The sequence below is a fragment of the Kitasatospora sp. NBC_00070 genome (genome assembly GCF_045041205.1).
GTDB lineage: Bacteria > Actinomycetota > Actinomycetes > Streptomycetales > Streptomycetaceae > Kitasatospora.
This window is the reverse complement of the sequence record NZ_CP108247.1, coordinates 1,633,792-1,659,982: the sequence shown is the minus strand read 5'-3', so window position 1 is coordinate 1,659,982 and position 26,191 is coordinate 1,633,792. Positions and strand designations below refer to the sequence as shown.

General features: G+C 70.3%; 18 protein-coding genes. 12 read left to right on the top strand and 6 right to left on the bottom strand.

All coding sequences use genetic code 11. From position 1 onward, the window contains the following. The first annotated feature begins 40 nt into the window (after nt 1–40). The 5 genes from OHV05_RS07700 to OHV05_RS07680 all read left to right on the top strand — a co-directional run bounded on the left by OHV05_RS07700 (nt 41) and on the right by OHV05_RS07680 (nt 14,427). Nucleotides 41–2,245 (top strand): WD40 repeat domain-containing protein, encoded by a 2,205-nt coding sequence (locus tag OHV05_RS07700; RefSeq protein WP_405016982.1) that lies wholly within the window; start codon nt 41–43, stop codon nt 2,243–2,245. A gap of 75 nt (nt 2,246–2,320) precedes the next feature. Further along, nucleotides 2,321–2,812: a hypothetical protein gene (locus OHV05_RS07695; RefSeq protein WP_405016981.1), complete on the top strand. Its 492-nt coding sequence runs from the start codon at nt 2,321–2,323 to the stop codon at nt 2,810–2,812. Between the two features lie 90 nt (nt 2,813–2,902). Beyond that, nucleotides 2,903–4,747 carry a hypothetical protein gene (locus OHV05_RS07690; RefSeq protein ID WP_405016980.1) on the top strand — a complete coding sequence of 615 codons (1,845 nt, stop codon included), beginning with the start codon at nt 2,903–2,905 and terminating at the stop codon, nt 4,745–4,747. Between the two features lie 107 nt (nt 4,748–4,854). Further along, nucleotides 4,855–5,934 (top strand): hypothetical protein, encoded by a 1,080-nt coding sequence (locus OHV05_RS07685; protein WP_405016979.1) that lies wholly within the window; start codon nt 4,855–4,857, stop codon nt 5,932–5,934. Between the two features lie 6 nt (nt 5,935–5,940). Further along, nucleotides 5,941–14,427 carry a toxin glutamine deamidase domain-containing protein gene (locus OHV05_RS07680; RefSeq protein WP_405016978.1) on the top strand — a complete coding sequence of 2,829 codons (8,487 nt, stop codon included), beginning with the start codon at nt 5,941–5,943 and terminating at the stop codon, nt 14,425–14,427. A 13-nt stretch (nt 14,428–14,440) separates the two neighbouring features. On the opposite strand, the gene OHV05_RS07675 is transcribed toward OHV05_RS07680, so the two are convergent. Next, complete coding sequence (locus OHV05_RS07675) at nt 14,441–15,460, bottom strand: mechanosensitive ion channel family protein (protein ID WP_405016977.1); 1,020 nt, start codon at nt 15,458–15,460, stop codon at nt 14,441–14,443. A gap of 151 nt (nt 15,461–15,611) precedes the next feature. On the opposite strand from OHV05_RS07675, the gene OHV05_RS07670 reads away from it, so the two are divergent. After that, nucleotides 15,612–16,121, top strand: a complete 510-nt coding sequence (locus tag OHV05_RS07670; protein ID WP_405016976.1) for a GNAT family N-acetyltransferase — start codon at nt 15,612–15,614, stop codon at nt 16,119–16,121. Between the two features lie 39 nt (nt 16,122–16,160). Here the strand turns inward: OHV05_RS07670 and OHV05_RS07665 are convergent, their stop codons facing one another. Further along, a complete protein-coding gene (locus tag OHV05_RS07665) occupies nt 16,161–17,405 on the bottom strand; it encodes an SUKH-4 family immunity protein (RefSeq protein WP_405016975.1) in 1,245 nt (414 codons plus the stop codon). A 240-nt stretch (nt 17,406–17,645) separates the two neighbouring features. On the opposite strand from OHV05_RS07665, the gene OHV05_RS07660 reads away from it, so the two are divergent. The 4 genes from OHV05_RS07660 to OHV05_RS07645 all read left to right on the top strand — a co-directional run bounded on the left by OHV05_RS07660 (nt 17,646) and on the right by OHV05_RS07645 (nt 23,282). Beyond that, the gene (locus tag OHV05_RS07660; protein ID WP_405016974.1) at nt 17,646–18,020 is read left to right on the top strand and encodes a hypothetical protein; all 375 of its coding nucleotides are present in this window, start codon (nt 17,646–17,648) and stop codon (nt 18,018–18,020) included. Between the two features lie 44 nt (nt 18,021–18,064). Then, nucleotides 18,065–18,448 (top strand): hypothetical protein, encoded by a 384-nt coding sequence (locus OHV05_RS07655; protein ID WP_405016973.1) that lies wholly within the window; start codon nt 18,065–18,067, stop codon nt 18,446–18,448. 105 nt (nt 18,449–18,553) lie between these two features. Beyond that, a complete protein-coding gene (locus OHV05_RS07650; RefSeq protein ID WP_405021409.1) occupies nt 18,554–22,660 on the top strand; it encodes a toxin glutamine deamidase domain-containing protein in 4,107 nt (1,368 codons plus the stop codon). A gap of 82 nt (nt 22,661–22,742) precedes the next feature. Then, nucleotides 22,743–23,282, top strand: a complete 540-nt coding sequence (locus OHV05_RS07645) for a pentapeptide repeat-containing protein (protein ID WP_405016972.1) — start codon at nt 22,743–22,745, stop codon at nt 23,280–23,282. A gap of 280 nt (nt 23,283–23,562) precedes the next feature. On the opposite strand, the gene OHV05_RS07640 is transcribed toward OHV05_RS07645, so the two are convergent. The 3 genes from OHV05_RS07640 to OHV05_RS07630 are packed head-to-tail and all read right to left on the bottom strand — an operon-like array spanning nt 23,563 to nt 24,711. After that, complete coding sequence (locus OHV05_RS07640; protein WP_405016971.1) at nt 23,563–23,781, bottom strand: hypothetical protein; 219 nt, start codon at nt 23,779–23,781, stop codon at nt 23,563–23,565. 49 nt (nt 23,782–23,830) lie between these two features. Next, nucleotides 23,831–24,373 carry an ISAs1 family transposase gene (locus OHV05_RS07635; RefSeq protein WP_405021408.1) on the bottom strand — a complete coding sequence of 181 codons (543 nt, stop codon included), beginning with the start codon at nt 24,371–24,373 and terminating at the stop codon, nt 23,831–23,833. Next, complete coding sequence (locus OHV05_RS07630) at nt 24,370–24,711, bottom strand: transposase family protein (RefSeq protein WP_405016970.1); 342 nt, start codon at nt 24,709–24,711, stop codon at nt 24,370–24,372. The genes OHV05_RS07635 and OHV05_RS07630 overlap by 4 nt, the downstream gene beginning before the upstream one ends. Before the next feature lie 299 nt (nt 24,712–25,010). On the opposite strand from OHV05_RS07630, the gene OHV05_RS07625 reads away from it, so the two are divergent. Together OHV05_RS07625 and OHV05_RS07620 are read left to right on the top strand one after the other, a co-directional pair. Next, the gene (locus tag OHV05_RS07625; RefSeq protein ID WP_405016969.1) at nt 25,011–25,418 is read left to right on the top strand and encodes a hypothetical protein; all 408 of its coding nucleotides are present in this window, start codon (nt 25,011–25,013) and stop codon (nt 25,416–25,418) included. Next, nucleotides 25,415–25,705: a hypothetical protein gene (locus OHV05_RS07620; RefSeq protein WP_405016968.1), complete on the top strand. Its 291-nt coding sequence runs from the start codon at nt 25,415–25,417 to the stop codon at nt 25,703–25,705. The genes OHV05_RS07625 and OHV05_RS07620 overlap by 4 nt, the downstream gene beginning before the upstream one ends. A 197-nt stretch (nt 25,706–25,902) precedes the next feature. Here the strand turns inward: OHV05_RS07620 and OHV05_RS07615 are convergent, their stop codons facing one another. Further along, the gene (locus OHV05_RS07615) at nt 25,903–26,157 is read right to left on the bottom strand and encodes a hypothetical protein (RefSeq protein WP_405016967.1); all 255 of its coding nucleotides are present in this window, start codon (nt 26,155–26,157) and stop codon (nt 25,903–25,905) included. Nucleotides 26,158–26,191: the final 34 nt, after the last annotated feature.

Below are 26,191 nucleotides of genomic sequence, written 5' to 3'. Positions count from 1 at the left end.
GACTGCTGATTCTCCGACCCGGACGTTCTTTGGGGGCATTGTGTCGGGCACCATTCGCTTCACCGCTGGATCGCGTCAACTGGCCGTCGGCCGGATGGAGTTGACGATCGAGGAGGACGGTTCGCTGCAGGTCGCGCGGCAGCTGCCCGCGGGCGACACGGTGCGGCACGGCCGACTTGACCCGGCGGTCCCGCAGCGACTGCTGACCGCCCTGCGCGCCACCCCCGGCGCCCCCGCCGAGCAGCCGGTCGCGGACCGGGAGGCCCGGCGGCTGACGGTCGGTGAGCTGAGCTGGACCGACGGCACCGAGACCCCCGTCCCGCCGGTGGCCCGGCTGCTGGAGGCGCTCGCCGTCCAGCTGCTCCAGCCGCTGGAGTACGGCCAACTCCCGCTCGCGGTGGTCGAGTCGGCGATCGTCGAGGAAGCCGCCGACGCGGTGCTCCCGGCCGCCGCGATCGGCACCGTGGACGGCCTGCCCGCCTATGCGCTGGCCGAGGGCGGCCAGGGCTTCGACCTCGGTCGGCTGCCCGACGGCGGTTCGCTGGGCGGCTCCGACGGCGAGGCCGGCCTGCTGCCGAGCGCGGTCGCGCTCGGGGTGGTGGACGGCCGGGAGCTGTTCGCGGTCGGCGCCGCCGACGGTGCGGTGCAGGTCTGGGACGCCGCCGACGGCACGCTGGTGCACGGCACTTCGGGCGGCGAGGGCGCACAGGTGGTGGCCGCCGGGCTGGTCCAGGGCGTCCCGCTGGTGTTCTCCGGTGGCCGGCGCGGCGAGGTCCGGGCCTGGCGGGCCGAGGACGGCAAGGGCCTGGGCCTGCTGGAGCTCGGCGGCGAGGGTGCCCGGTCGATCCTGCACGCCCGGTGCGCCGGGGTCGACCTGGTGGTGGCGGCCGCCCCGGACGGCACCGTCCGGGTCTGGGACGCCGGAGCCGGGGTCCAACTCCACCTGCTGGTCGGCCACTCCGAGCCGGTCACCGCGCTCGCGGTGCTCCCGCTCGGCGAGCAGGCCCTGCTCGCCACCGGCGGACAGGACCGGGACATCCGGCTCTGGGACCTGGCCACCGGCCGCGAGGTCGCGTTCTTCACCGGCCACTCGGCCACCGTCACCGGTCTGGCCTTCACCGAGCTGGACGGCCGCCCGGTGCTGGCCTCCGCCGCGCTCGACAACACGCTGCGCACCTGGGACGTCTACACGGAGACCGCGCTCGGCGGCCGCCCGGCCGGCGGCAGCTGGCTGACCGCGCTGGTCACCGTCAGGGTCGGCGGCCAGGAGCTGCTGGCCAGCGGCGACGAGCACGGCCGGATCCGGCTCTGGGAGACCAAGGGCGGCCGGCCGGTGGGCAGTTACGAGCCCGAGCGGGCGGACGGCACCGGCCCGGTGCCGGTCAACGCGCTGGCCGTCGGCGACCTGTACGGACGCCCGGTGCTGGTGGCCGGCTACGGCGACGGCCGGGTCCGGCTCTGGGACGCGGCGGCCAGGACCGAGCTGTACGTCCTGGACTCCGACGGCGGCCCGGTCGGCTCGGTGGCCGTGCTGCCGGTCGAGGGCGAACCGGTGCTGGTCTGCGGCACGGTGGCCGGCGCGGTGCGCTGCCACCGGCTGAGCGACGGCGTGCCGCTCTCGGTGCCGACGCCGCACACCGGCCCGGTCACCGAGCTGCTGTTCGGCGAGCCGGTGCCCGGTACGGCGGCCGTCCTGGTCTCCGGTGGCGCGGACGGCACGGTCCGGATCAGGAACGCCCGGGACGGCGTCCCGCTGCGGCAGTTGGCGGCCCATCAGGACGGCGTGACCGCGCTGGCGATCGGTGAGGTGAGCGGCCGTCGGGTGCTGGCCAGCGCGGGCCGGGACCGTACCGTCCGGCTCTGGGACCTCGACGGCGGCCAGGCCGGACCGGTACTGACGGGCCTTCGGGAGTCGGCCGAGAAGCTGGCCGTCGGTGCCCTGGACGGCCGGGCCGTGGTGCTGGCCGGGTGCGCGGACGGTTCGGTGCTGGGCTGGGACGTGGTCGGCGGTCAGGCCATCGCCGACCTGCCCGGCGGCACCGCCGCGGTCCGCTCGCTGATCTGCCAGGACCTGGACGGCGAGGTGCTGGTGGCGGCCGGCGACGCCGGTTCGACGCTCCGGCTCTGGCACCTGGCCAGCGGTGCGCTGGTGAACGAGGCGCCGTTGGACCGGACCCCGTTGGCGATCGCGTTCGGTGCGGCGGGTCTGTACGTGGTGGGTCCTGGTGGTGCGTTGACGCTGTGAGTGTCGTGAGTGTCGTGGTTGGTTTTCGGTTGGTTTCGGTTGGTTCTCTGTGTAGTCGCTTGGGGGTTGGGATATATGGCAGCGGATTCGTTCAGCATCGACCTGGCGGAGGTCGAGACTTCCGCGACGATGATCCAGCGGATGCACGACGACCTTGAGGAGGCGTTCATCAAGCTGGACACGTTGGTGAAGACGATCAACAAGGAGATCTACGGGACGGATCTGGTGGGTCAGTCCCTGGGTGGGAAGACCGCGTCGGTGATCGGGCTGGCGGAGCAGCAGGAGAACACGCTGAAGGGTTTCAAGGCGTTCCTGGACAACACCGCGAAGGTGGCGGCGAATCTGAAGATGATGAGTGGTGGTCACCGGGACACCGACTCCGATCACGCGGACAAGTTGAAGAACCTCGAGGTTGACATTCCGTTGCCGCCCGCGCCGTCGACGGGTACGGGGCCGGGGTACGTGTCGCCGGCCAAGGGTCCGAATCTGGACTACAACCATCACAAGACGCCTGATCCGTCGGCTGCGCCGCCGCCGCGGGGTCCTCGTGGGCCGCTGCTGACCTGAGGCCGTCCGGGCCTTCCGTGATCCCTTCGGGGATCCGTTCCGTGCAACTGCTCCGTGCTACAGCGTCGACCAGGAATCGAGTGACCAACGGTGAAGAAAGAGCTGCCTCCTGAGCTCGCGGACGTGCTCAAGACTTTGCACAGCAACGCGGACGGCGGGGATGTGCAGTTTCCCGACGGCAACGAGGAGCGGATCAACGACCTGGCGGCGGCGTGGAAGACGTTCAACGACGTCGCCGACATCCGGATCCGGACGATCTGGGCGCACGCGCAGCGGGCGTGTGAGCACATGTCGGGTGAGGCGGCGGAGAGTTACGAGCGTTATCTGCAGAAGTTCGGGGTGGGTGAGGGTTCGCACGCGGGGACGATCCTGACGGCGGGGAAGATGGTCGAGGCGCATCTGCGGGGTGCGGCGGCGGCGATCACCGACACCAAGACGACGATGATCAACCAGTTGGAGTACGCGAAGAAGTACATCGAGCAGAACCCGGCGGGCAAGAAGGAGGACATCGCCAAGTCGGCGGGTGTGAAGTCGGCGGTGGAGGCGTATCACGCGTATGTGAAGGATGTCACCGGCAGTGTCGACACGATGCTGAAGGCCGGTGCCGATCACGGTGCTGCTACGGATGCGGCGACGCAGATCGCGAATCTGGCGGGTGGGAAGACGCCGCCGCCGGGTGGGCCGACGCCGCCGCCGACGGGTATCGACTCGGCGCCGCCGCCCGGTGCGGGTGCCGGTGGTGGCGGGGCGGGTGCCGGTGGTGGGGGCGCCGGTTCGGGTGCCGGTGGTGGCGGTGCGGGTGGCGGCGGTGCCGGTGGTGGTGGTCCGAAGCCGAAGCCGTACACGCCGCCGAAGGTGGCGCCGTACAAGCCGCCGGCGGTCAAGAACCCGTACGCCGGTGGTAGTGGTCTGGGTCCGGACGGGAAGCCGCTGTTCAAGCCGGCGGTGCAGCCGCCGGGTCTGAACCTGGCCGGTCACCCCGGGTACAAGGGTCTGGGTGAGGGTTCGACGCTGACGCCGTACGCGGGTTCCGGTGGTGGTGCGGGTGGTGGTGCCGGTGGTGGCGTGGGCGGTGGTGGCGCGTTCGGCGGTGGTGTGCCGGGTGCGGGGAGTTACGGGCGCGGTGGCGGGCTGGCCGGGGCCGGCGGGGCCGGTGCGGGTGCTCGTGGCGGGGCGGCCGGTGGTGCCCGTGCGGGTATGGCGGGCGGGGCGGCGGGGGCCGGGGCGGGTCGTGGCACGGCCGGTGCGCCGGGTGCGGGTGCGATGGGTGGTGGCGCGGGTGGCGGCAAGGGTGCCGGTGGTGCCGGTGGTAATCGTTTCCTGCGGCCGACCCGGCTGGGTTCGGAGGAGGAGAAGGAGAAGGAGAAGCGCCGCCGCGACCGTGGGGTCGTCGGCGGGGAGCAGGTCGACCATGAGGCCGGTGACCCGCATTTCGAACGGATGCGGCGTCAGTGGCTGGATGAAGCTCGTGGGGGCTCGTCCGGTGAGGCCGCCGCTGCGGCTGCGGCGGCTGCCGCGGCCCAGCCGGCGGTGGGCGGTAGTGGCGATCTGATGGCCCAGTTGGCCGGCGCGCTGCTGGGCGCCGAGCCGGCTGAGGCCGGGGCCGGGGTGGAGGCGGGCGGAGCTGTGACCTCCGCCGACACCCCGGCCGCATCGACGACGGTCGGGGCACCTGCCCCGGAGGGGACGGCCACCGCACCGCCGGCTGTGCCCGCGGCGGAGGAGGAGTACCTGGAGCGGGCGCGTTCGGTGGCCGAGCGGCGGGGGCGTCCCGACGAGGAGGGCGCCGTCGCCGAGGCCCCGGCGCCCGTCGTGGAGCCGGCGCCGATCCGGCAGGAGGGCGGGTACGACGTGCCGAGCCCGTTCCTGCGTGCGGCGTTGACCCGGATCGCCGCCGGTGGCGGTGCCGAGGGTGGTGGCCCGCCCAGGCCGTGACCTGGTTCCGGTTTCCCTGAGACCGGGCGGCGGAGGACCTCCAGCCCTCCGCCGCCCTTCCTTTTTCGCCCAGCACCCATACCACACAGACCTGATGAGGGACCGTCATGGAAGAAGAGCCGAAGTTCCGGCCGGTTGAACAGGTCGGGACACCGCTGCGCCGGGCTGTGATGGAGCCTCAGGCCGCGCCGTTGTGGGGTGGTGGGGAGGACGTGGTCGCGGCTGAGCGGTCGTACGAGCGGCTGGCGCCGGTTCAGGGGGCGGCGGAGCCGTTGTTCACGCCGGTGGAGCGGTCCTCGGAGCGGTTGATGCCGGTTCAGGAGGCGGCGGAGCCGTTGTTCAGCCCGGTGGAGCAGTCGGCCGAGCGGATGATGCCCCGGCAGATGCACACGATGGCGGCGCAGGACCCGTTCGGGACGGTGACGGAGGCGCGGTCGAGCGCGGCCGGAGCACCCGAGGGGACGTTCCCCGCCACCCGGGTCGGGGGCTTCGCACCGGACGGAACCACCCCCGCCCTGCAGGTCGGTGTGCCTGCGGGGGAGGGGGTGACGGCGGTGCCCAAGTCCGGCTCTGACGGGACGTTTCCCGCGATGCAGGCGGGTGTGCCTGCGCGTGACCTGGTGACGGCGGTGCCCAAGTCCGGCTCCGACGGGACGATCCCCGCAACGCAGATGGATGCCCCTTCGGGCGACGGAGTGACCTCGGCGCTGAAGGTGGGCGCCGACAAGGTGGTCCCCAAGCAGGCAGGGTCGGCCGGTTCGCCGAGCGGCGGCGCGGGCGCCGGCTTCGTCGCCATCCCCGAGCAGTACCGGGCCGCCGCCGGACCGGTTCTGGGCGTGGCCGACCAGCTCAAGGAGACGTACACCAGCCTGAGCGGCTACCTGCACGGCATGGGTGCCAACGCGCCCTGGGGTAACGACGACGACGGCAAGACCTTCGCCGACGGTGAGGACGGGGAGCCGGGTTACCTCGGCAACGAGAAGGACATCCTCGACGGTCTGAAGCTGCTCCCGGAGATCGTCGAGCGGATCGGCAAGATCCTCAAGGGCCTGGGCGACAGCTACGACAGCTCCGAGGAGTTCAGCCTCGGCACGATCGGCAAGCCCGAACTGCCGACCCCCGGCACCGGCCAGATCGACGTGGTCCTCGGGGACATCGGCAACGGCAAGCTCAACGGAAGGCACTGAACCACCATGGCTGTCGAACTCCCCGAGCCCCTCCAGTGGGTCCTGCTCCTGCTCGCCGGTACGCGGTGGCCGGAGGGTGAAGAGGACCTGATGCGGGACATGGGCCGCCGTTGGCGGGCTACTGCCGAGGCACTGGACGAGGCCGGCCGGGCTTCGGACTCGGCGGTGCGACGGGCGCTCGACGGTCAGCAGGGCTCCGCCGCCGAGGCGTTGGAGAAGGACTGGAACAAGCTGGTGCTGCCGGCGGACGGGTCCAAGCCCGGTTTCTTCCCCGGGATGGTGAAGTCCTGCAACGCGATGGCCGACAGCCTGGAGGCGATGGCCAACTCGACCGAGACCGCGAAGATCTCGATCGTGGCCCAACTGGGCATCCTGGCGTTCGAGATCGCCACGGCGGAGGCTGCTGCTCCGGCGACGGCGGGTGCTTCGCTGGGTACCATTCCGGCGTCGATCGGGGTGAGTAAGACCGCTGTCCAGACGATCCTGAAGAAGCTGGCGAAGGAGATCATCGAGTACGCGTTGAAGGAGGCCTTCCAGGAGGTCGCCATCAACCTGCTGGCGCAGTCGATCCAGTTGGCGGCGGGCAACCGTAAGGAGTTGGACGGCAAGGAGCTCGGGATGAGCGCCGCCGGCGGCGCCATCGGCGGCGCGGCGGGTGGCCTGATCGGCAAGGGCCTCGGCGCGGCCGGGGGCAAGCTGATCGGCAAGAAGATGGACACCCTGCCCGCGCAGATGGTCGAGGGCGCGCTGACCGATGTCGGTGCGGACGTGGTCACTCAGCTCGCGCTCACGGGTGAGGTGGACGGTTCGGGTCTGGGCGGTTCCGCCCTGAGCGGTGCGGGCAGCCCGGCCATCATGCGTGGCGCGTCCGCGGTGAAGGGGAAGTTCAACTCCTCGGACATCCCCGATGCTTCCGACTTCGCGGGTGGCTCCGACACCCCGGGTTCGGGCAGCTCCAACTCCTCGGGAGGTTCCGGAAGTTCCACCGGATCGGGCGGCTCCGACTCCTCGGGTTCCAGCGGTTCCAGCGGTTCCAGCGGTTCCAGCGGTTCCGGCAGTTCTGGTGGTTCCAGTGGTTCGGGTGGTTCCACCTCTTCTGGATCCACCGGCTCTGGTGGTTCGGGCGGTTCCAACTCGTCGGGCTCCGGCGGCTCCAGTGGTTCGGGTAACTCCAACTCCTCAGGCTCCAACGGCTCCGGTACTCCCAGCAGGTCCGACGGCTGGGATGATTCCGGCTCATCCGGTTCGAACGGATCCGGCAGTCCCAGTAAGTCCGACGGCTGGGAGGGATCCAACTCCTCCGGCTCCAATTCCTCGGACACACCGAGTAGTTCGGACTCCGACGGATCCGGTGGTTCGAGCAAGCCCGACTCCCACGGGGACACCAGTTCGGGCAACCAGCCCAACCTGTCCGACGTCGGCAGCGACGGGCACAACATCCGTCAGAACTACTCCGAGGGCACCACCCCCGACACGAACAGCAACTCCGGCAACCAGTCCAACCTGTCGGATGTCGGCAGCGACGGGCACAACATCCGTCAGAACTACTCCGAGGACACCCCTCGGACCTTCTCCGCCAACCGGGACGCCGTCACTCCGACCCCCGACAGCGCCCCGTACCAGGGCCCGGCCCCCACCCGTGGCGAGACGTCCCCGCAGCTCACCCCGTACGAGCCACCGACCCAGCGCACCCCGGACAGCACCCCGGATCCGACGCCCACGCCCCGGACGGGCCCCACTTCCGACGGTCCGCCCGCCGATGTGCCGCACCAGCGCCAGTCCCCGGACACCGACCAGAACGACCAGCCGGCGGGCACCCGGGTCGCCGGTGTGGGAACCCTCGGAGCGCGGACCGCGCCGTCGACCCCGGGCTACGCGCCCAGCCCTGCGGGGGAGTTCGCACCCCCGCAGGTCACTCCTGACGCCACGGTCCAGCCCGGTGCCCCGGCCCCGCAGCACACCGCGCCCGGTGCCGGGCCGTCGACGTCCCGTCCGGCCGGCCCGCAGCCCGAAGCCCGGCCGTCCCGCCCGGCGAGCCCGGTCGCCACGAACTCCGCCGCGCCTCCGGTGAATCCGGCCAACACCCTGGGAAACAGGCCGGGCGCCGTCCCTCCCAGCACGGGCACGGACACGGAGACGGACGCCTCGCCGGACGCACCGCTGACCGAATGGTCGGAGTCGTTGCCTCCCACCGGCACGGTGCCCACCAAGGACGCCATGGCGGAGTACGGGCGGATCCTGGGGATGGACCCGAATCAGCTTCCCCAGGTCATGGTCTTCGCACCGACCGGCGTCACGGCGTCCACCCCCTTCTCCCGGTACTCGTCCGGAGTGGTCAACCTTCCGCTGACCGAGGCCGGTCACCGGCTCAACCTCTCGCTCCTCAGCGGTGGTCCCGAGGTCGGGAACACCGTTGACGCGACCCAGACCCTCACCGGTCTGGGCGGAGGTGCCTATGTCGCGAGCATGGACGGCCGCCCCGAGGCACTGGCGATCAACCAGACGGTGGACCCCGATCACCCCGACAACCGGGACGGCTGGACGCAGGAGGAGGTGATCCAGCACGAGCTGGGACACCATCAGCAGGTCCTGGACGGTTTCGACATCGATCCGAGGACGAACAACGTCACGTTGATCGAGTACCACAACATCCTCACCAACGAGGCGAGGTTCGATCGGCCGAACCCTCGGGTCTTCTATGTCGGAGCCGATGGGCAGGGCAACCTCCAGCTCGACCAGAAGACGAGCATCGAGCTCGCTCTCGACATCAATCCGCCCGCGCGGCTCGCCCCGGCGGGTTACTGGGATGCAGCGGTGCGGCTGCCCAAGAATCCCAACGAGCAACGGATGTTCGACGGCATCACGGCCGCTCTCGGGGCCCCGCCGTACGCGGGTACGCCGGCAGCCGACAAGGTCGGGGCGAAGGCTCGGAAGAACTTCGCCAAGGCGTACCTTCAGACGTACGCGACGAAGCATCCGAGGGAGCGGCCGCTTGCTCCGGAGCCCTCGATGCCGCCCCCGCCGGGTAACGGGCCGGGCCATGGTCATGGTGGTCCTCCGCTGCCGCCGCCCCCGCCGCCGGGTGGTGGCGGTCCGTCGGGTCCCCCGCCGCCGCCTCCGCCGCCGGGCAGCCGGCTCGGTGGTCCTCCGCCGCCGCCCCCGCCGCCGCCAGGTACTGGTGCCTCGGCGAGGTCCTCCGGGTCGGTGGGCTCACAGACCGGTGACAGCTCCGCGGTCTCGCGGTCCGCACCGTCGATCCCTGGCAGCACCGACACGCCGCCTGCCCCGTTCGGTGACGCTCCGTCGGCTCCTCGTTCGATCGACCATGTCACCGACCGGCCGGGCAGTGTCGTCTCGGATACGGGGTCCCCGGGGCCGTCACCCGTGTCCGACCCGTCGTACCGTCCCGCGACCGACGGACGGCCGCAGGGAAGCCCGGGTGGTCTGGTCGATCCGTCGGACCTCGACCACCAGCGGATCAACAATGCGGTCCCGCACGGCCCGGACGGCCGGCCGCAGGTGCACCCGGACCCGAACAGCGGGAACTGGCACGCGAGCATCAACGGCGACGGCATGCGTACGCCCGGCCGTAACAACAACTGCGTCGACGTGGGCCTGGCCGCCGTCGACACCTACTCCGGCCACCCGACGGCCGCAGCCTCGCGTACCTCCGACCTCGACGACGCCGGGCGCCCTTCCAACCTGGGCGAGCGGAACGGACGCGACCGGATCGAGAACTCCCTGGGCGCCAAGTTCTCGGACTACGGCGACGGCCCCGCTGCCTTCGACCGGCTGGAGAGCAAGCTCCGTCAGAGTGGCCACGGTTCCCAGGCGGTGATCATCACCTCCGACAAGGACGGCCGCTCCCACGTCTGGAACGTCGTCAACCACAACGGCAAGATCACGTACATCGACGCCCAGACCGGCCACCGCTCCGACAAGCCACTGCACAACGGCGAGAACGGCGTCTTCGCCATCCCGCTCGACCCCGACCGCAGGCCCAGTACCTCGGCGCCCGACGCCACGGACCGGCCTTCCAGCGACCCGGGGCAGTCGACTGACGACGACTTCGACTACGACAACTATGACTACGGCAAATATGACGAAGAAGTAGAGCACGGCGACAGCGACGACGAGGCGGAGAACAGCGACAGCGACGAGCCGGAGGACAGCGAGAGCGACCAAGAGGTCGAGCACAGCGACAGCGATGAAGAAGCCGAGAACAGCGTTCAAGAGGTCGAGCACGACACTGACGAAGGCAGTCACGCAGATGACGTGAAGGTGCCTGAAGGGCATCCGTCCTTGTCCGAGTTCCAGCCAGCGAAGGAGGGGGTCCAGAAGCTGGAGCACCAGACGATCTTCTATCACGCCGGTGCCACGGCGAAGACCGAAAACCTCAAGGCTGGAAAGTTCCCCGACAGTTCCATCAAGAAGAGCGAAGATCGTCACTGGTTCGGGTTCTACAGCGCCTCGTCGCCGAACGATGCCACCGGCTACATGGACTGGCAGATCGCCGAGGACATCGCGGGCCTCAAGAAGGCCAGGATGGAGCCCAGGAACGAGCTCAACAGGCTCATGGAGGAGGGCGCCTCGCAGGAACAGATCCGGCCTGCCCAGAAGAAGATCGTAGAGCTGGACGCGCAGATCGAGTTCAGGGAGAACCTTCAGAACCAGGGGCGCTACAACCCCATGGGCAAGAAGAAGGCGACCGACTACGAGCTCCTCGACGTGCAACTCCGCCCGGACATGGATGGTTTCGACCTCGTCACCTTTGAGAAGGCGACGTGGGACATGAAGTCTCCGGAGCGGGAGCGGGTCATTTGGGAGGAGACGGGCAAGCGCCTCGGAAGGTCGGACTGGCCTGACCATGATCCGTCGATTCCGCTGCTGGAGCGGCTCGGAGACGAAGGCGTCGCCGTGGTCGGCCCCAGTGCTCAGGAGTCGGGCCAGGCTCCCCGGTTCGAGATGGTCACCCCGTACAGCCTGATGCAGCGGCTCGCCCTGGTCCGCGACCCCGTGCAGCCTGAGACGGACGGTTTCGGCTTCGAGCTCAGCGACGAGCAGCTGGAGGCGATGGACCGGCACCGGAAGAGCTTCGCGGAGCCGGCCGGTACCGATCTCGGGGAATCGTCCAGCTCGGACAGTGCGCCGAACGACCAGGACGGCCCGACGGACGGTCAGGACCAAGACCAAGACCAAGAGCAGGACCAGGATGGATCGGACGCACCGGAAGGGCCGCTGACGACCGAGCACTCGCTCGCGGCCGACCCGAAGACCTTCTTCACCGACAACCTGGTCTTCACCAACGTCGACGCCGGCCTGGTCCTGCGCCATGGAGACCAGTTCAGCTCGTCCGACCGTGCGAACCTCCAGAAGCTGGTCGACGGACAGACGAACCACTGGTTCACCATGGTCCCCGACCCGTCCCGGAGCACCCCCGACAAACCGGCCTATGTCCTCACCCCGGCGCTCGAGAAGTACGCCGCGGTCAACAGTGAGATCCGGACGCTGATCGGGAACAAGCCGCTGCCTCCGGTGGGCCCCGACGCCGACTACCTGCAGTCCGGGTACATCCCGTTCAAGGTCGGGTTGCCGGCCACGGTGACCGGTTCGGATGGGGTCCAACGGATCGACCTGGGCAAGATCGGGCACGCCGACATCCCGCTGTCCGGCGACGGTACTTCGGGGCCGTCGAAGCTCGTCGTCACACCCACGATGAACGGGTGTGCCCTCGCCGTGACCCCGAGTGCCCGGCCGGGTCACCTCACCGCCTGGCACTACCAGTCGCCGAACGGCAACGTGGCCAACACGAAGGCCGCCCTGTTCCGGCGCGACCAGCGCCCCACCGACTGGTTCGGCTGGGAGGAGTACGAGAGCGCGGACACCGGGGACAGCGACAAGACCAAGACCTTCGAGGTGACCAACACCCTCTGGCAGGACAGCGACGGTGGCTGGCACATCGTCAGCCAGGAGAACCGGGAGGACAAGGGCAACGAGCAGGTGAGCACGGTCCGGACCCGTCCGCTGAAGCTCACCCCGGGTACCGAGGGCGACCAGGCCGCGCAGGTGGCCCGGATCTACGCGGGCCTGGCGCAGAAGGAACTGGGCGAGTTCGACCGGGCCGCGACGAAGCTGCTCGCGAAGCCGTACTGGACCCCGGCGGGGAAGCAGGAGGTGGCGGACCAACTCGGCCTGGTCCGGCAGCAGATGGAGGCCCAGCGCGACGCACTCCGCACGCTGGCGGGCATGGACTCGACGGCGCCTTTCACCGGGACCAACCCGGTGGCGATGCCGCCGCAGCAACCGGCCGGGTCCCCGCAGCAGACGCCGGGGAACCAGCGGGTGCCCACCACCTTCGCCGACCTCGGGAGTCTCGCCGCCCAGGCGAAGCAGCGCCGGACCGCCGTGGTGGAGGACACCAAGGCGATGCTGTCGGCCCAGGTCGTGGCCGGTCTGGGCAACGACTGGAAGCAGGCCGGCGAGCGCCAGCAGACGGTGGACGAGCAGCTCAAGTGGTTCACCCCCGAGGACCGGTGGCTGGACCAGCTGACGGCCGAGGTGACCGCCCACCCCGCAGCGCACGATGCCCCTGCGGAGTACCGCCCGGCCACGGCCTACCGGCCGAGCGGTTCGGACGGGCTGATGCAGCCGACGGAAGCCGATCAGGCCCGGATCGACGGTGCGGTACCGCGCGTGGACGGGGCACCGGTGGTGCACCCGAGCCCGTACGAGGGTGGCTGGATCGGTGCCGTCAACGGCGACGGTCCCACGGCCCCGGGGCGCGGGAACAACTGCGTCGACGTCGCGCTCTCCATCGTCGACACCTACCTCGGGCGCCCCACGGCCGCCGCCCCCCGTACCCCGCCGTCTCCGGGTGGCGAGGCGGGCGGCCGCGACCGGATCGAGAGCTCCCTCGGCGCGAAGTTCGCCGACCTCGGGAGCGGCCGGGAGGCGTTCGACCGACTGGAACTGACGCTCCGGCAGAACGGCCACGGCTCCCAGGCCGTCATCATCACCACCGACGCCGACGGACGTGCCCACGCCTGGAACGCGGTCAACCACAACGGCCAGGTCACGTACATCGACGGCCAGACCGGTCAGCGCAGCGACCAGCCCCTGCACAACGGCGACAACGGGGTCTTCGCCATCCCCCTCGACCCCGAGCGCAGGCCGACCGCACACCCGAACGGCCCCGATCACAACCCCGCCGACGACCGCCGCGCTCCCGCAGAACCGGGTGTGGCGCACACCAACCCGAACGGGCCCTCCACCACCGTGACCTACCCGCCGGGGCCGCCAAGGCCGTCGAGGTCCTGGGCTGCGTATCTGCCGTGCACCCCGGCCCACGGCGTCTGGGAAACCCGGATGGAGGATCACCGGCAGGCCGACACTGCGCGGACGAATGCCACGGTCGGCCTGGAGGTCGCGATGAAGAACCAGGTTGCGCTGGGGCGGGGCAGGGAGGTCGCGGGTGTCTGGCACCTGGGCAGTGACCCCGCCAACCCCGACGTCAGCTACGACCCGGCCAGTGGCCGGTTCACGTCCAGGCTCGATCCGACCACGCTGAACGACCGCTACGTCGGGGTCGCCGGAGCAGCACGAACACTGATCCGGAGCGTGTCCCGCCGCGACGGCTATCCCAACATGGACGAGCACCTGGCGCTCTCCGACGGCAACTTCCTGGCGGAGTACGGGCGCCAGAACCCGGAGACCCAGGCGTACTGGGCGGAGCAGGACCTCAGGGACACCGAGGTCGACGCCTTCGCCGAGGTGCTGGCGGCGGAGCAACTGGAGCCGGTGGACGGGCAACTGTTGGGTGCCGCCCTGGCGGGCAGCCCGACTGCGGGTGGACAGGCCGTTGCCCTGTTGAACGGCTTCGACGGATTCGTCCTCGGTGAGACGCACACCGACCCGGAGACCTGGTCGTTCCTCACCGAGCAGATGCCCGCGCTGCGCGCCGCCCAGATGGAGACGCTGTATCTGGAGAGCTTCCGGGACGATGCGTTGCAGGCCGAGCTGGACGCGTTCATGAACAACCCCGATCCCACCTCCCGGCCGGAAGGCCGGCTTGCCGAGTACCTCGTCAAGTACGAGGCGCGCTACACGCCCGTGGAGAACTCGGTGCGGGACACCCTCATCGCCGCTCGGACCAGCGGCGTCGGCGTCCAGCTGATCGACGGTTACCCGGCCCGCCGCCCGCCCATGAGCCCGGTTACGGAGGGCGAGGTGGCACCGCACCTCCACGAGCGTGCCAAGCGGATGAACGCCTACGCAGTGGAGGTGATTCGGGCTCACCAGGCGGTGGCCGGTGGCCGGTACGTGGTGGTGGTGGGCACCTCGCACGTCGGCCAGCATGAGGCGCCGTTGGGTCAGCCGGCCGTCCCGGGGGTCGCCGAGTCGCTCGGCAAGCCGGGTGTTGCCTTCGGTCGCGTGGGAGACCCGGGCGTCGTGGCCGACCCGCCGAGGTTCACTCAGAAATCGCCGCGTCCGTAGCGGCGGCGCGCCGTCACTCGCCCTCCCCCGTCCGGATACGGGGGAGGGCGGTTGGGTGGTGGTCGCGGAGGTACCCGAGCAGGTGCTCGCGTACCTCGAAGCGGAGGGCGGCGACGTCGTCCGGGGTGCGGGCCGTCATGGTGGCGCGGACGACGATGGTGCTGGGGGTGGTGTCGGTGACCTGGAGCGCCCATTCGAGGGTGTCCCAGAGCGGCGTGGTGGGGAGGAAGTCACCCAGCGCGGCGCGGAGTCGGTCCACCGGCGTGGTGTGGTCGAGGTGGATCAGGACGGAGCCGAGCAGGCCCGGGTCCTTGCGGGTCCAGTTCTCGAACGGCTTGCTGACGAAGTAGGAGGTCGGGACGATCAGGCGGCGGTAGTCCCAGAGGCGGATCACCAGGTAGGAGAGGGTGATCTCCTCGACGGTGCCCTGCTGGCCCTCGACGATGACGGTGTCGCCGAGCCGGACGGTGTCGCCGAAGGCGATCTGCAGCCCGGCGAAGAAGTTGCCGAGGGCGCTCTGCGCGGCGATGCCGGCCACGATGCCGATGATGCCCGCCGAGGCGAGCAGGCCGGCGCCGATGGTGCGCATGGCCTGGAAGGTCAGCAGCATCACGGCCACGGTGACGACGGCGATCAGCGCGCTGACCACCCGTCGGGTCATCCCGAGCTGGGTCCGCACCCGCTGGACCCGGGCGGGGTCGTCGGCGACCGCCTGGTACCGGGCGAAGAACGCCTCCAGCAGGGCGGCCACGATCCGGATGGCCAGCCAGCCGACGCCGGCGAGCAGGGCCAGCAGGATCACGTGGTGGGCGTCGTCGCCCTTGAGGTCGAAGAGCCGCTCGATCGGCCGGGTGCCGATCAGCAGGCTGCAGCAGACCACCAGTTGGAGCGGGACGCGACAGCGCCGGAGCAGCGCCCAGACGGGCGCTTCGGGGTGCCGTCCGGCCACCCGTTGCAGCACCTGGTCCGCCACCCAGCCGACCGCGAGGGTGACCAGGACGACGACGAGCAGCGTGACGAGCGGCCAGAGCACGGGCACACCTCCACCAGGGCAGGGGCGGTTTGCGCCCTGATGTGACGGTATGTCGATCGGTGGTCCTCGGCGCGGAGCCCCGGCGGCGGGGCGGAAATCCGGGTGCGTTCCGGGGGCCGGCGTGATGGGGTCGTCCGTCATGGACGAACTGGTGACTGATCTGCTGACCGCCCGGCTGCTGCTCCATCCGATGACCGTCGCGGAGGCCGAGCAGGTGGTGGCGGGCGAGAACCGGGGAGCCGCCTGGGCACCCGGGTACCCCGATGCGGGGGACGTGTCCGGGGCTCGGCGGTTCCTCGACACCTGTGCGGAGAGCGGTGATCCGCAACCGTTCGGCGCGTACGAGATCCGGCGGCGCGAGGACGGCGTGGTCGTCGGCGGCCTGGGTTTCCACGGAGCCCCGGACCGGACCGGCACGGTGACGATCGGCTACGGCCTGGTCCCGTCGGTGCGGGGGTGGGGGTACGCGACCGAGGCGGTGCGCGCGCTGCTGGCCCTGGCGCGCTCGCGGGGCGTCGCCGGGGTGGAGGGCGACACGGACCTGGGCAACGTCGGGTCGCAGCGGGTCATGACGGCGGTGGGGATGCGGCTGGTCCGGGAGGACGGGCAGCTTAAGTACTACCGGATCGGCTGGGACCGCTCTGGTGGCTCCGACGGCTGAGCCGGACGCCGTTGGACGGCGTCCGGCTCAGGAGCGGGCTCAGAGCAGGCCGTGCCAGATCTGTTCGGTGACGACGGTCCACCAGGTGGTGTCCTTGCGGAAGGCGTCCGGGTCGATCTCGGCGAGGCCGGTCTGCAGGGCGGCCAGGGCGGTGCCGGCGTCCTTGGGGTCGAGGCCGCTGAGGGTGGGGCGGGTGGTGGCGAGCAGCGCGAGGCTGCGGATGTAGGCGGAGACGGAACTGTTGACGAAGCGTCCGCTGCCGGTGCGGGGGTGGACGGCCCAGACGGAGCCGGCTTCGTCGCCGGTGGTCTGGACGGCGATGGCGCAGAGGCCGTCGGAGCCGATCCGGGTCCAGCCCGCGAGGACGTCCAGGGTTGCTGCCTCGACGGGCGAGCCGGCCGCTGTGAGGTGGGTGCGCAGGTCGGCGAAGAGGCCGCCGGGGGGCGGGGTGTCGTGCCGGTCGGCGGTGAGGAACAGCGGCAGGTCGGCGGGCAGGCCGGCCCAGGTGAGGGTGGAGCGGGTGCTCTCGGGCAGGGCGCTGGCGGCGAGGTCGTCGGCGTCGTAGCGGATCACCTCACCGAAGGCGGCGGGCAGTTGCCGGCCGAGCGCGACGTCGCGGACCGGCTCGGCCGGAGTGACCGTCTCGGGTGCGGGCGCGGGGACCGGGTTGGGCCTGGTGGCGGGCCGGACGCGCTCGGTGAGCGCGGCGATGCCCTCGGCGCGCTCGGCGGCGGTGATGCCGTACGGGTGGTTGAACGTGACGGTGGCGGTGGGGAAGTGCTGCTCCAGCAGGGCGGCGCCGTAGCCGCCGGGCAGGGTGGCCGGGCGCAGCGCGGTGTGGATGGCGCGCACGGCGCCTGCGGGCACACCGCGGCGCGACAGTTCGGCCACCAGCTGGTGCTCCACCGGCGGCCGCCCGGGAGCGGAGGCGAGCTCGACGACGGTGTCCTCGCCGGTGGTGGGGTGCGGGTAGGTCGCGGTGAGGGTGTTGCCCGGACCGGTGGCCGGACGGCTGCGCTCGCGGTACGCCTCGATCACCTCGTCGACCGGGATCGAGGACCACACGCTCAGCGCACCGCTCTGACGGTCGATCACCCCGCACGCGTCACCGAGATCGGCCGGAGGACGCCGCTGCCCGGTGACCGGGTCACGCTCCAACGGCGCCGGAGCCGCCCACACCACCCACCCCAGATCGAACTCCCGGAAACGCACCTCACGCTGCGCGCCGCCGCTGCCGTTCAGCCAGGCGTCAGCCGTGCTGAGCGCAAGCTCCTGGGTAATCACGAAGACTCCTCGCTGTGCTGTGGGGGTTGGGTCGCCCACACTGTTCTGGTGTTGGGGCGGTGAGCCGCTGTCATGCTGCCTTTTGGCGCGCAGTGGCCGGACCTGGTGAGGCTACCTGTTGCAAGGTCGAGACCGAACAAGGACAGTCCCAACCTTAAACATTATGATCTCATGAGCAATGCTGTTCGCCGGAGGCCCAGTTGGCCTCGTGGCGTGGTGAGCCGGGATCCAGGGGGAGAGATGGCTGCAGATCGGGAAAATCCGGAGATCTCGGACGACGAACTGCTCGACGTGGCCGACAACCCGGCCCAGGCACGGGAGCTGCGCCGCGCGCTGCGGACCCTGGCCGACTCGGACGCCGTCGGCGACACCCTCCAGCGGATGGCCAGGGACGTGCTGGCCGGGCGGGTCGGGATGCGCGACGTCGTCCAGTCCGACACCTACCTCGGCGCGATCGGCGACCGGCTCGGCCAGATCCGTACGGCCGCCGAGAACCTGTCGCCGGCCGAGCAGAAGGCTTCCGAGGGGCGCGCCGAGAAGCTGCGCGAGGAGACCGAGGCGGAGTACGGGCCGGACGAGCCCGAGGAGTGGGAACTGAACCGGAACCGTTTCTGACGGTCTGTCCGGGTTGGTTCTGAAAGGCGAGAACGGGGGCATTGATGTCGCAGCAGATTGTGGTTGATCCGGTCGGTCTTCGGGCTGAGGGGTTGAGTTTGGTGGCGGTCGGTGATGATTTCTCGGCTGCGGTGAAGGATTTGTCGGCGAAGTTGGAGGCCCTGGAGAAGGGTGATACTCCGCCGTGGGGTGATGATGATCTGGGTGAGAAGTTCGGTGTGGTGTATGAGGGTCTGCGGGATGGGATGAAGGAGTCGATGGCTTCTTTGGGGACGCGGATCGGGGAGATCGGGCAGAAGTTGCAGGGGATGGCGGCGGGTCACGAGGCGAACGAGTCGGCGACGGATGGGTCGTTCCGGGCGTTGGAGGGTTCGCAGGGGATGGTCGGGGGTCGGGTGGACGCGTTGTTCCGGCCGCAGGTGGTCTGAGGCCGGGTCGGTTTTCTGTTTGGCGTGTTCTGGGTTTGTTGTGGGTGTCGTGTCGTGTTGTTGTGATGTGGTTTTTGTTACGGGGGGTTTGGCGAAGTGTCGCTGATGTTGCCGGACAGTGTTGAGTGGGTTCTGGAGATGCTCGGCTTTGATTGGCCGAAGGCGGACGAGGACAAGCTCATGGAGTCCGCGCAGGTGTGGCGGGATTTCGCGGATACGGTCGATGAGTTGCATTATCGGGCGGCGGGTGCGGCGAACAATGTGCGTTCGGCGAATTCGGGTGATTCGATCGAGGCGTTCGGTAAGGCGTGGGAGAAGTTTTCCGCGGGTGGTAGTGACGGGTATTTGGCGGATGCGGCGACGGCGTCGCGGTTGATCGCTGCGGCGTTTGATGCGGCGGCGATGATCGTGATTGCGTGCAAGATCGCGGTGATCGCGCAGTTGGTGGTGTTGGCGGTGGAGATCATCGCTGCTCAGGCGGCTGCGCCGTTCACGTTGGGGTTGTCGGAGTTGGGTGCCGCGGGGGCGGTGCAGGCGACGAAGATGATTGTTCGTCGGTTGTTGAAGGAGCTTCGGGATGCGTTGGTGGAGGCGATCCTGGAGACGTTGAAGGAGCCGGTGGTTTCGGCTGTGCAGGCGATGATCAGTGATCTGATCGCGCAGACGGTGAACCAGGGTTTCGGTGCGCAGGACGGTTTTGATCTGGGGCGGACCGGTAAGGCGGGGGCGGAGGAGTTCAAGACGGCGGTCAAGAACTCGGGTCAGACGTTCACGGAGGCGTTGCGGGACGGGGTGGGTTCGCGCGCTGGTGGTCATGCGCGTAGTGGGTTGGACAGTGCGGCGGGGCACGGGGGTGGCAACGCGGACTCCTCCGGCAACAGCAGCAGTGGTGGTGGTGACGCGTCGAACAGTGGTGACAGGTCACCGTCGGGCAGCACGCCCTCCCCGAGCAGCACGCCCTCCCCGAGCAGCAGCCCGTCGGGCAGCACACCCTCCTCCAGCAACGGCAGTCCGTCCGGCAGCGGTCCCTCGTCGGGTAACAGTCCGTCCTCTCACGGTCCTTCGGGTAGCAGTCCGTCCTCGCATACGCCCAGCTCGTCGCCGGACAGTTCGCCGGGCCGGACGCCCAGCTCGTCGCCGGACAGTTCGTCGGGCCGTGATGGGTCCGGTTCGAGCGAGGCGCCGCGTTCGACGCAGCAGGGTCCGTCGGCGACGTCCAGCGACCGGGGTTCGGCGCCGTTGGACCCGTTCGGGACGCGGGTGGGTGCGGAGGCGAACACGCCGTCGGGGGATGCGGGTTCGGGCCGGCATCCCGCAGGCGACGGTGCGACGCCGGGCCGTACCGACGACACGGGCCGCACCAGCACCCCGTCCCCGGAGGGCCGTTTGGGACCGGACTCGCAGCAGTCCTCCCGCACCCCCGACCACGACACCAGCACCCGCCCCGACAGCACCCCGTCCCGCACACCGGACCACGACAGCGGTACCCGGCCGGACAGCACGCCCTCCCGTACTCCGGACGGCGACACCAGCACCCGTCCGGACAGCACGCCCTCCCGTACTCCGGACGGCGACACCAGCACCCGTCCGGACAGCACGCCCTCCCGTACTCCGGATCACGACAGCGGTGCCCGGCCGGACGGCACGCCGTCGCGTACGCCCGACGGCGATACGGGTGCCCGTCCCATCTCGTCGTCCCCGGAGGGTCCGTCGCGGACCCCGGATCACGATCCCGGTTCCCGTCCGGTTGCGGCTGAGCACACGCCGGCGCGTGGTGACGACAGTCGTCCCAGCTACGGCCCGGTGCGTCCCAGTGAGCCGACGCCCAGTCACACCCCCGCGCAGGCGGACATTCCCGCGCCCCGGCACGAGAACACCCCGACCCCGACCCGTCCGGACGCCGCACCCCAGCCCGCTACGGCCGCGACGCCGGAGGCGCGGACTCCCGCCCACACCCCGACCCCTGACCACGGGTCACCGGAACCGGCCCCCACCCGGGTCGACCCCCGTACCGCCTACGCCGACCCCACCGGCACCGGCACGGACGGCACCACCGGCACGGCTCCGCGTCTGAACACCGCCGGCGGGGCCACCGCCACCGCGCCCCAGGCCGGCCCCGACCACCGACCCACCCCCGACACCACCCCCACCACCCCGGCCCCGGCGCCCGGTGGTGTGCCCGGCGGTGTCCCGCACGCGGGCACCCCCACCACCTCCAACCCGGCCACCCCCACCACCAGCCGGCCCACCGCACCACCCACCCCCACCACCGGACCGGTCCAGCCACAACGCCGCCCCGACCACGACGGCCCCACCCTGGGCCCGCGCCCCGCCGCCGACCGCAACCCCACCAACCGACCCGACCCACGCACCGCCTACACCAACACCCCCCGGTCGGACATCCCCGCACGCCTCAACCCCACCGGAGCGAACCCCACCCGCCCCGACACCACCCGCCCCGACCTCGGCTCACGCCTGAACCCCACCACCGCGAACCCCACCCGCCCGGACGCGGCCCGCCCCGACACCACCCGCCCCGACCTCGGCTCCCGCCTGAACCCCACCACCGCGAACCCCACCACCGCGAACCCCACCCGCCCGGACGCGGCCCGCCCCGACGCGACGCGCCCGGACATCGGTACGCGCCTGGACCCGAACCGCCCCGACGGCACCCGCCCGGACGCGGCCCGCCCCGACACCACCCGCCCCGACACCACCCGCCCCGACCTCGGCTCACGCCTGGACCCGAACCGCCCCGACGGCACCCGCCCGGACGCCACCCGCCCCGACGCGACGCGCCCCGACCTCGGTACGCGGCTGGACCCGACCGGGTCGAACACTCCACGTCCGGACGCGGCCCGCCCCGACGCGACGCGCCCCGACATCGGTACGCGCCTGGACCCCGACGGCCCCGACCACGCACGGCCCGACGACACCCCGGGCAGGCAACCGCACCGCCCCGCCACCGCCGACCGCCCCACCGGCAGCCCCGGCGGCATCCTCGACCCCACCGAACGCGATCACCAGCGGGTCAACGACGCCACCCCGCACAACCCCGACGGCACACCCGTCCGCCACCCCGACCCCAACGACGGCAACTGGCCCGGCGCCATCAACGGCGACGACCCCACCGCCCCCGGCCGCAACAACAACTGCGTCGACACCGCCCTGGCCACCGTCGACACCTTCGACGGCAACCCCACCCCCGCCGGCGCCCGCACCCCCGACCACGACACCGACGGCAACCCCACCGACCGCGGCGAACGCAACGGCCGCGACCGCATCGAGAACGCCCTCGGCACCAAATTCAACGACATGGGCGACGGCCCCCAGGCGTTCCACCGCATCGAGGACACCCTCCGCGACAACGGCCACGGCTCCCAGGCCGTCATCATCACCACCGACAACGACGGCCGCTCCCACGCCTGGAACGCCGTCAACCACAACGGCACCATCACCTACATTGACGCCCAGACCGGCCAACACAGCAACCAACCCCTCCACAACGGCGACAACGGCGTCTTCGCCATCCCCCTCGACCCCGACCGCAACCCCACCACCCCCACCCACCACACCGACCCCGACCACAACCCCGAACACGACCGCCACGCCCCCGAAGAACTCGCCGGAGCAGACGACCGGCCCGATGACGGGACGCCTGGCCCCGACGATGAGCAGCAGCCCCGACCGACAGATGCCGCAGGGACGCCGATAGGGCAGATGACACCGGAGGACCGGGCAGCTCACAATGAGCGTCTCGGAGAGGTCGAGCAGCGGAACCCGGAAGACTTCGACCAACTGCAGCGGGACCCGGACAAGAGCGGCGGTATCTCCGAACCATCAAAGGACGAAGCCCGGGTGGGTCTCGACCTTCGTGAACAAGGTCGCCTGCCGGAGGACATCCAGCGTCCGGAGGAGCGGGACAATGGCGAGTTCTACTCGCCAAGTGCTGGCGAGTACTATGACATCAAGGGTGTCCACTCCAACTGGCCGCCATTCAACAATCATCGCGACCCTACAGCGCCGTTCCCGGGTGCCTACAATCCGGACAGGGATCACCGGAAATGGCAGGCCAAGTTGGCGGAGCAGATCGTGGAGAAGGACCGCAAGGTCATCATCGACCTGCGAAATGCTGATCAGGTCGCTATTGATGACATCAAGAAGATTATCGACGAGAACAATTGGGGGGACGATGTCATCTGGTATCCCTGATGGGCGGGGTCCTGCTGTGTGGCCCGTTGACCAGGCGGCGGCCCAAGTGGTCGCGGAGTGGGCGGGATCGGACGCCGCTGCCATGAGTGCGCCGGGAATCGACCTGCGGGGCGGGGATTTTCGGGGGGCGGACTTCTCCGAGTCGTATCTTGTCGGTGCGACGATGTCTCATGTCGGATTGGCGGGCACCGAGTTCTACCGATCGGATCTGGAAGGCGCGGATCTGGAAGGCGCGGACTTGACGGATGCCGGTCTGGTGAAGGTCAACCTGGACGATGCCCGGCTGAGGTCGGCGCGACTGGACCGGGCAGATCTGGTCGGCGCTTCGTTGTACGGCGTGGACGCTACTGGCGCGAGTTTTCGTGACGCGCAGATTCTCGGTGCCTCACTGCTCGGGACGGATCTGCGAGGTGCCGACCTCTCGGGAGCGGTTCTTCAGAAGAACTCGTTCAAGGTCCATGTGGATGAGGCCACTTCGGTTCGTGGGCTCTCGGGGACGGTCTTCGGGCCGGTGACGCTGTGGGACGGAACCGAGTCGTCCGAGCTCGGCGGTGAGGCGCTCGAGAGGTGGATCGCCGAGCGCGGCGGACAGGTGACAGTGCTTCAGCCCAGGGCGCGGTAGTCCGGCCGGCTGCTGGCGCTCAGCCGCGTACGACCGTGGGGTGCGTGAGATCTGCGACCGCTTCCAGGATGCTCCGGGCGGGAGCAAAGCGTCTCGCCGCCGACTGGTGCGACGATTTGTGCCCGAAGCACAGAACGGGCATGCCCCGACTGGCTGCTGAACCGGAGCCAGGATTAGGCAACGCACCAGGGCGGACTCCGGTCGCTCCCAGGGCGTTTCGATGAGCTGAAGGCCCAGGCAGGGGTGTTTCAAAGTCCCGGTGATCATGTAGACCGGCTGGTCAGGCAATGCCCAGGAGGTCCAGCGGCCTATTGAAGGGGTCGTAGGAGACGTGGCGGAGGCCGGCGGCGATGTTGCGGTGTCCGTGCTGCCGGAGCGTGTTGATCGCCAGGTTGCGCAGGGTCGCCATGTTGTCGGGCCCGTGGCCGGTGTGGATCTTCGAGGCGTCCTCGCGGAAGGTGGTGTCGCGGACGAATGGAGCCGGCTCTCGATGCTCCACTGTGACCTGGCGAGCTGACCGAGCCGCTGAGGCGAGGCATGTTGCGAGGTCAGGTCGGTGATCGCGTAGATGGTCTGGCGGCTGCACGTGCCGGTCTTGAGGTCGGTGCGGTGGCGCAGGATGCGGACGCCTGGACGGCGTGGGGGAAGTCCAGGGCGAGTTCGGTGATGGTGAGGGCCCTGGTCACGCGGGTCTCCTTGCGGCCGTGGCCGGTCTCGCGGTCGTAGCGGCGGGTGGTGACGTCCTTCCACGGCAGTGACCGGAGCCTGCGGTGCAGCCCGGGCTGGTTGGTCTTGACCACCAGCAGGTAGTGGGCCTTCTTGTCCTCCACCAGGAACCGCGCGTGGGCGCGCTGGGTGTGCAGGGCGTCGGCCGTGACGGTGACCCCGGTCAGGTCGAAGGGCGCCAGCAGCGCGGCGAAGCACGTGATTTCGTTCGTCTTGTCGGGAACCCGCAGCTGGGTGACGGTCCGGCCGTCACCGGTCATCGCGGCCAGCAGGTGGGCGGCGGGTGTCTGGCCGTGCCGGGAGCCACGGGCGGCCTTGCCGTCCACGGCCACCGAGTCCGTGCCGCCGGGATCGGCGCCGGTCAGGTCGGCCAGGCCACCAGGGCAGACCAGGTTGACGACCCGTCGGATCGTGGCGGCACTCGGTGCGATTCGCCCCTCAGCGCGCCCGCCACGCGAGCACCTAGCCGGGCCAGGGCGTGCTGCGGAGCGTTCGCGGACCACTGGCCGATGGCCGCGTACGAACGCGCGCCGGCGACCACCGCCGAGGCGGCAACCAGCAGCGCCGCCACGAACGGGTGACGCACACCTCGCCGCCGACGCGGATCGGGCAGCACCCGCAACCGCTCCACCAGCGAGAGCCCCGCCACGCTCTCCAGAGCAGGAGACTTGACGAGACAGACGGTGGCAGACTGACGGCACATCGAAGCTCCAGCGGTTCAAGGCGACTTGGCAAGGTCACCTTGTTCAACTGGAGCTTCGATGCGTACGTGACGGTCTGACCCGGACCCCCCATACTGCCCTGGCCTGCGGACTCACACGATCAGCGGGACTTTGAAACACCCCTGGTGCTGCTCATCCTCGTCATCAGGCGGGTCACCACATGGCAGACCCAGGCGACGCAGCCCGGCGGCGTCCGGTGACCGCAGAGCCCACTCCCGCGCCGCCCCCCGCTCCAACGCCGAACCGACCCCCGGAACTCCTGGAGCTTTACAAGCTCGCGGTGGAGATGGCCGACCGGGTCTCCGCCCGCCGGGGAACGGCCAACGCCCTCTTCCTCTCCGTCCAGACCGCCCTGGTCACCGTGGTTGGCTTCGGCATCCCCCGACTGGAGGAGTCCACCTGGTGGGCGGTACTCGCCGTCACCATGGCCGGCTTCACCCCGTCCGGCGCCTGGTGGCTCCAGCTGCGCAGCTACCGCGACCTGCACACCGCGAAGTTCAAGGTCATCAACGAGCTGGAGAACAGCCTGCCCGTCCGGATCTTCGCCGAGGAGTGGGACTACCTCAAGGAGGACCCGATCCCAGCAGGGCGCAAACGCTACGCCGAGCTCGGCATCTCCGAACGCCTTGTCCCCTGGGTCTTCGCCGCGGTCTATCTGCTCATCCTCACGGGCACACTGCTCAGATGACCTACCTCGACGACCTCGCCCATCTCATCCGCTCCTGCCTGCCGCCGACCGCCGCACCGCCGGCCGACTCCGACGACCTCTTCCGTATCTACGCCGTACTGCTCCGAGCCAAAGGCGAGCAGGTCACCGACGAAGACGTCCACGATGCCTGGTCAGCATGGATGCAATCGGTGGACGGCACCCACCGCGCACTCGTGCCCTTCCGGGAACTCCCCGCCCGGACACAAGCCTTCGACACCCCCTACGCGGAAGCGATCCGTGAGGCAGCGCGTAACGCGCCCCACTGATCGCACCTCTGGCCCTCGCCGACCCCTGGCGCGCTGATCGAACCCGCCGATGCTGCCCGCGAGGGCCCGCCCGGAGCCGGCACCGGCCTGACCCTCGAGACCCCAACGTCACCCTGACAAGCCGAAGTCAGCAGTCAACGTCACGCTGGTGGGAACGGTGGTGCTGCATGGCTGTCCGGGGCGGTCGGGTCCGCAGGTCAGCGCATTTTGGCGCAGGCGGGCCCATTGGACCGCGACATGTACAAGATGTCGCCGCCACCGACGGACAGCAGCGAGACTTGGCGTTGTCCGCCTGTGCCGTAGCCGATTTCGGTGATCTTGAGGCACAGCGCGTGCGCCTGCTCGGGCGTGGTGTCCTCGGTGGTGTAGACGGTCATGGAACGGCCCTCGATCAGCGTGCCGTCGGCGAGGGCCGACGCGTTGAGGACGTTGCCGTCAAGGACGTGGGGCATGCAGCGCACGTCGTCAGGGAGGCCCTCCGAGGTG

Coding starts and splice junctions, on each gene's coding strand:
- OHV05_RS07615 (WP_405016967.1), bottom strand. CDS start 26,157: ATGCCCCACGTCCTTGACGGCAACGTCCTCAACGCGTCGGCCCTCGCC.
- OHV05_RS07630 (WP_405016970.1), bottom strand. CDS start 24,711: ATGTGCCGTCAGTCTGCCACCGTCTGTCTCGTCAAGTCTCCTGCTCTG.
- OHV05_RS07680 (WP_405016978.1), top strand. CDS start 5,941: ATGGCTGTCGAACTCCCCGAGCCCCTCCAGTGGGTCCTGCTCCTGCTC.
- OHV05_RS07650 (WP_405021409.1), top strand. CDS start 18,554: ATGTTGCCGGACAGTGTTGAGTGGGTTCTGGAGATGCTCGGCTTTGAT.
- OHV05_RS07695 (WP_405016981.1), top strand. CDS start 2,321: ATGGCAGCGGATTCGTTCAGCATCGACCTGGCGGAGGTCGAGACTTCC.
- OHV05_RS07685 (WP_405016979.1), top strand. CDS start 4,855: ATGGAAGAAGAGCCGAAGTTCCGGCCGGTTGAACAGGTCGGGACACCG.
- OHV05_RS07660 (WP_405016974.1), top strand. CDS start 17,646: ATGGCTGCAGATCGGGAAAATCCGGAGATCTCGGACGACGAACTGCTC.
- OHV05_RS07620 (WP_405016968.1), top strand. CDS start 25,415: ATGACCTACCTCGACGACCTCGCCCATCTCATCCGCTCCTGCCTGCCG.
- OHV05_RS07655 (WP_405016973.1), top strand. CDS start 18,065: ATGTCGCAGCAGATTGTGGTTGATCCGGTCGGTCTTCGGGCTGAGGGG.
- OHV05_RS07645 (WP_405016972.1), top strand. CDS start 22,743: ATGAGTGCGCCGGGAATCGACCTGCGGGGCGGGGATTTTCGGGGGGCG.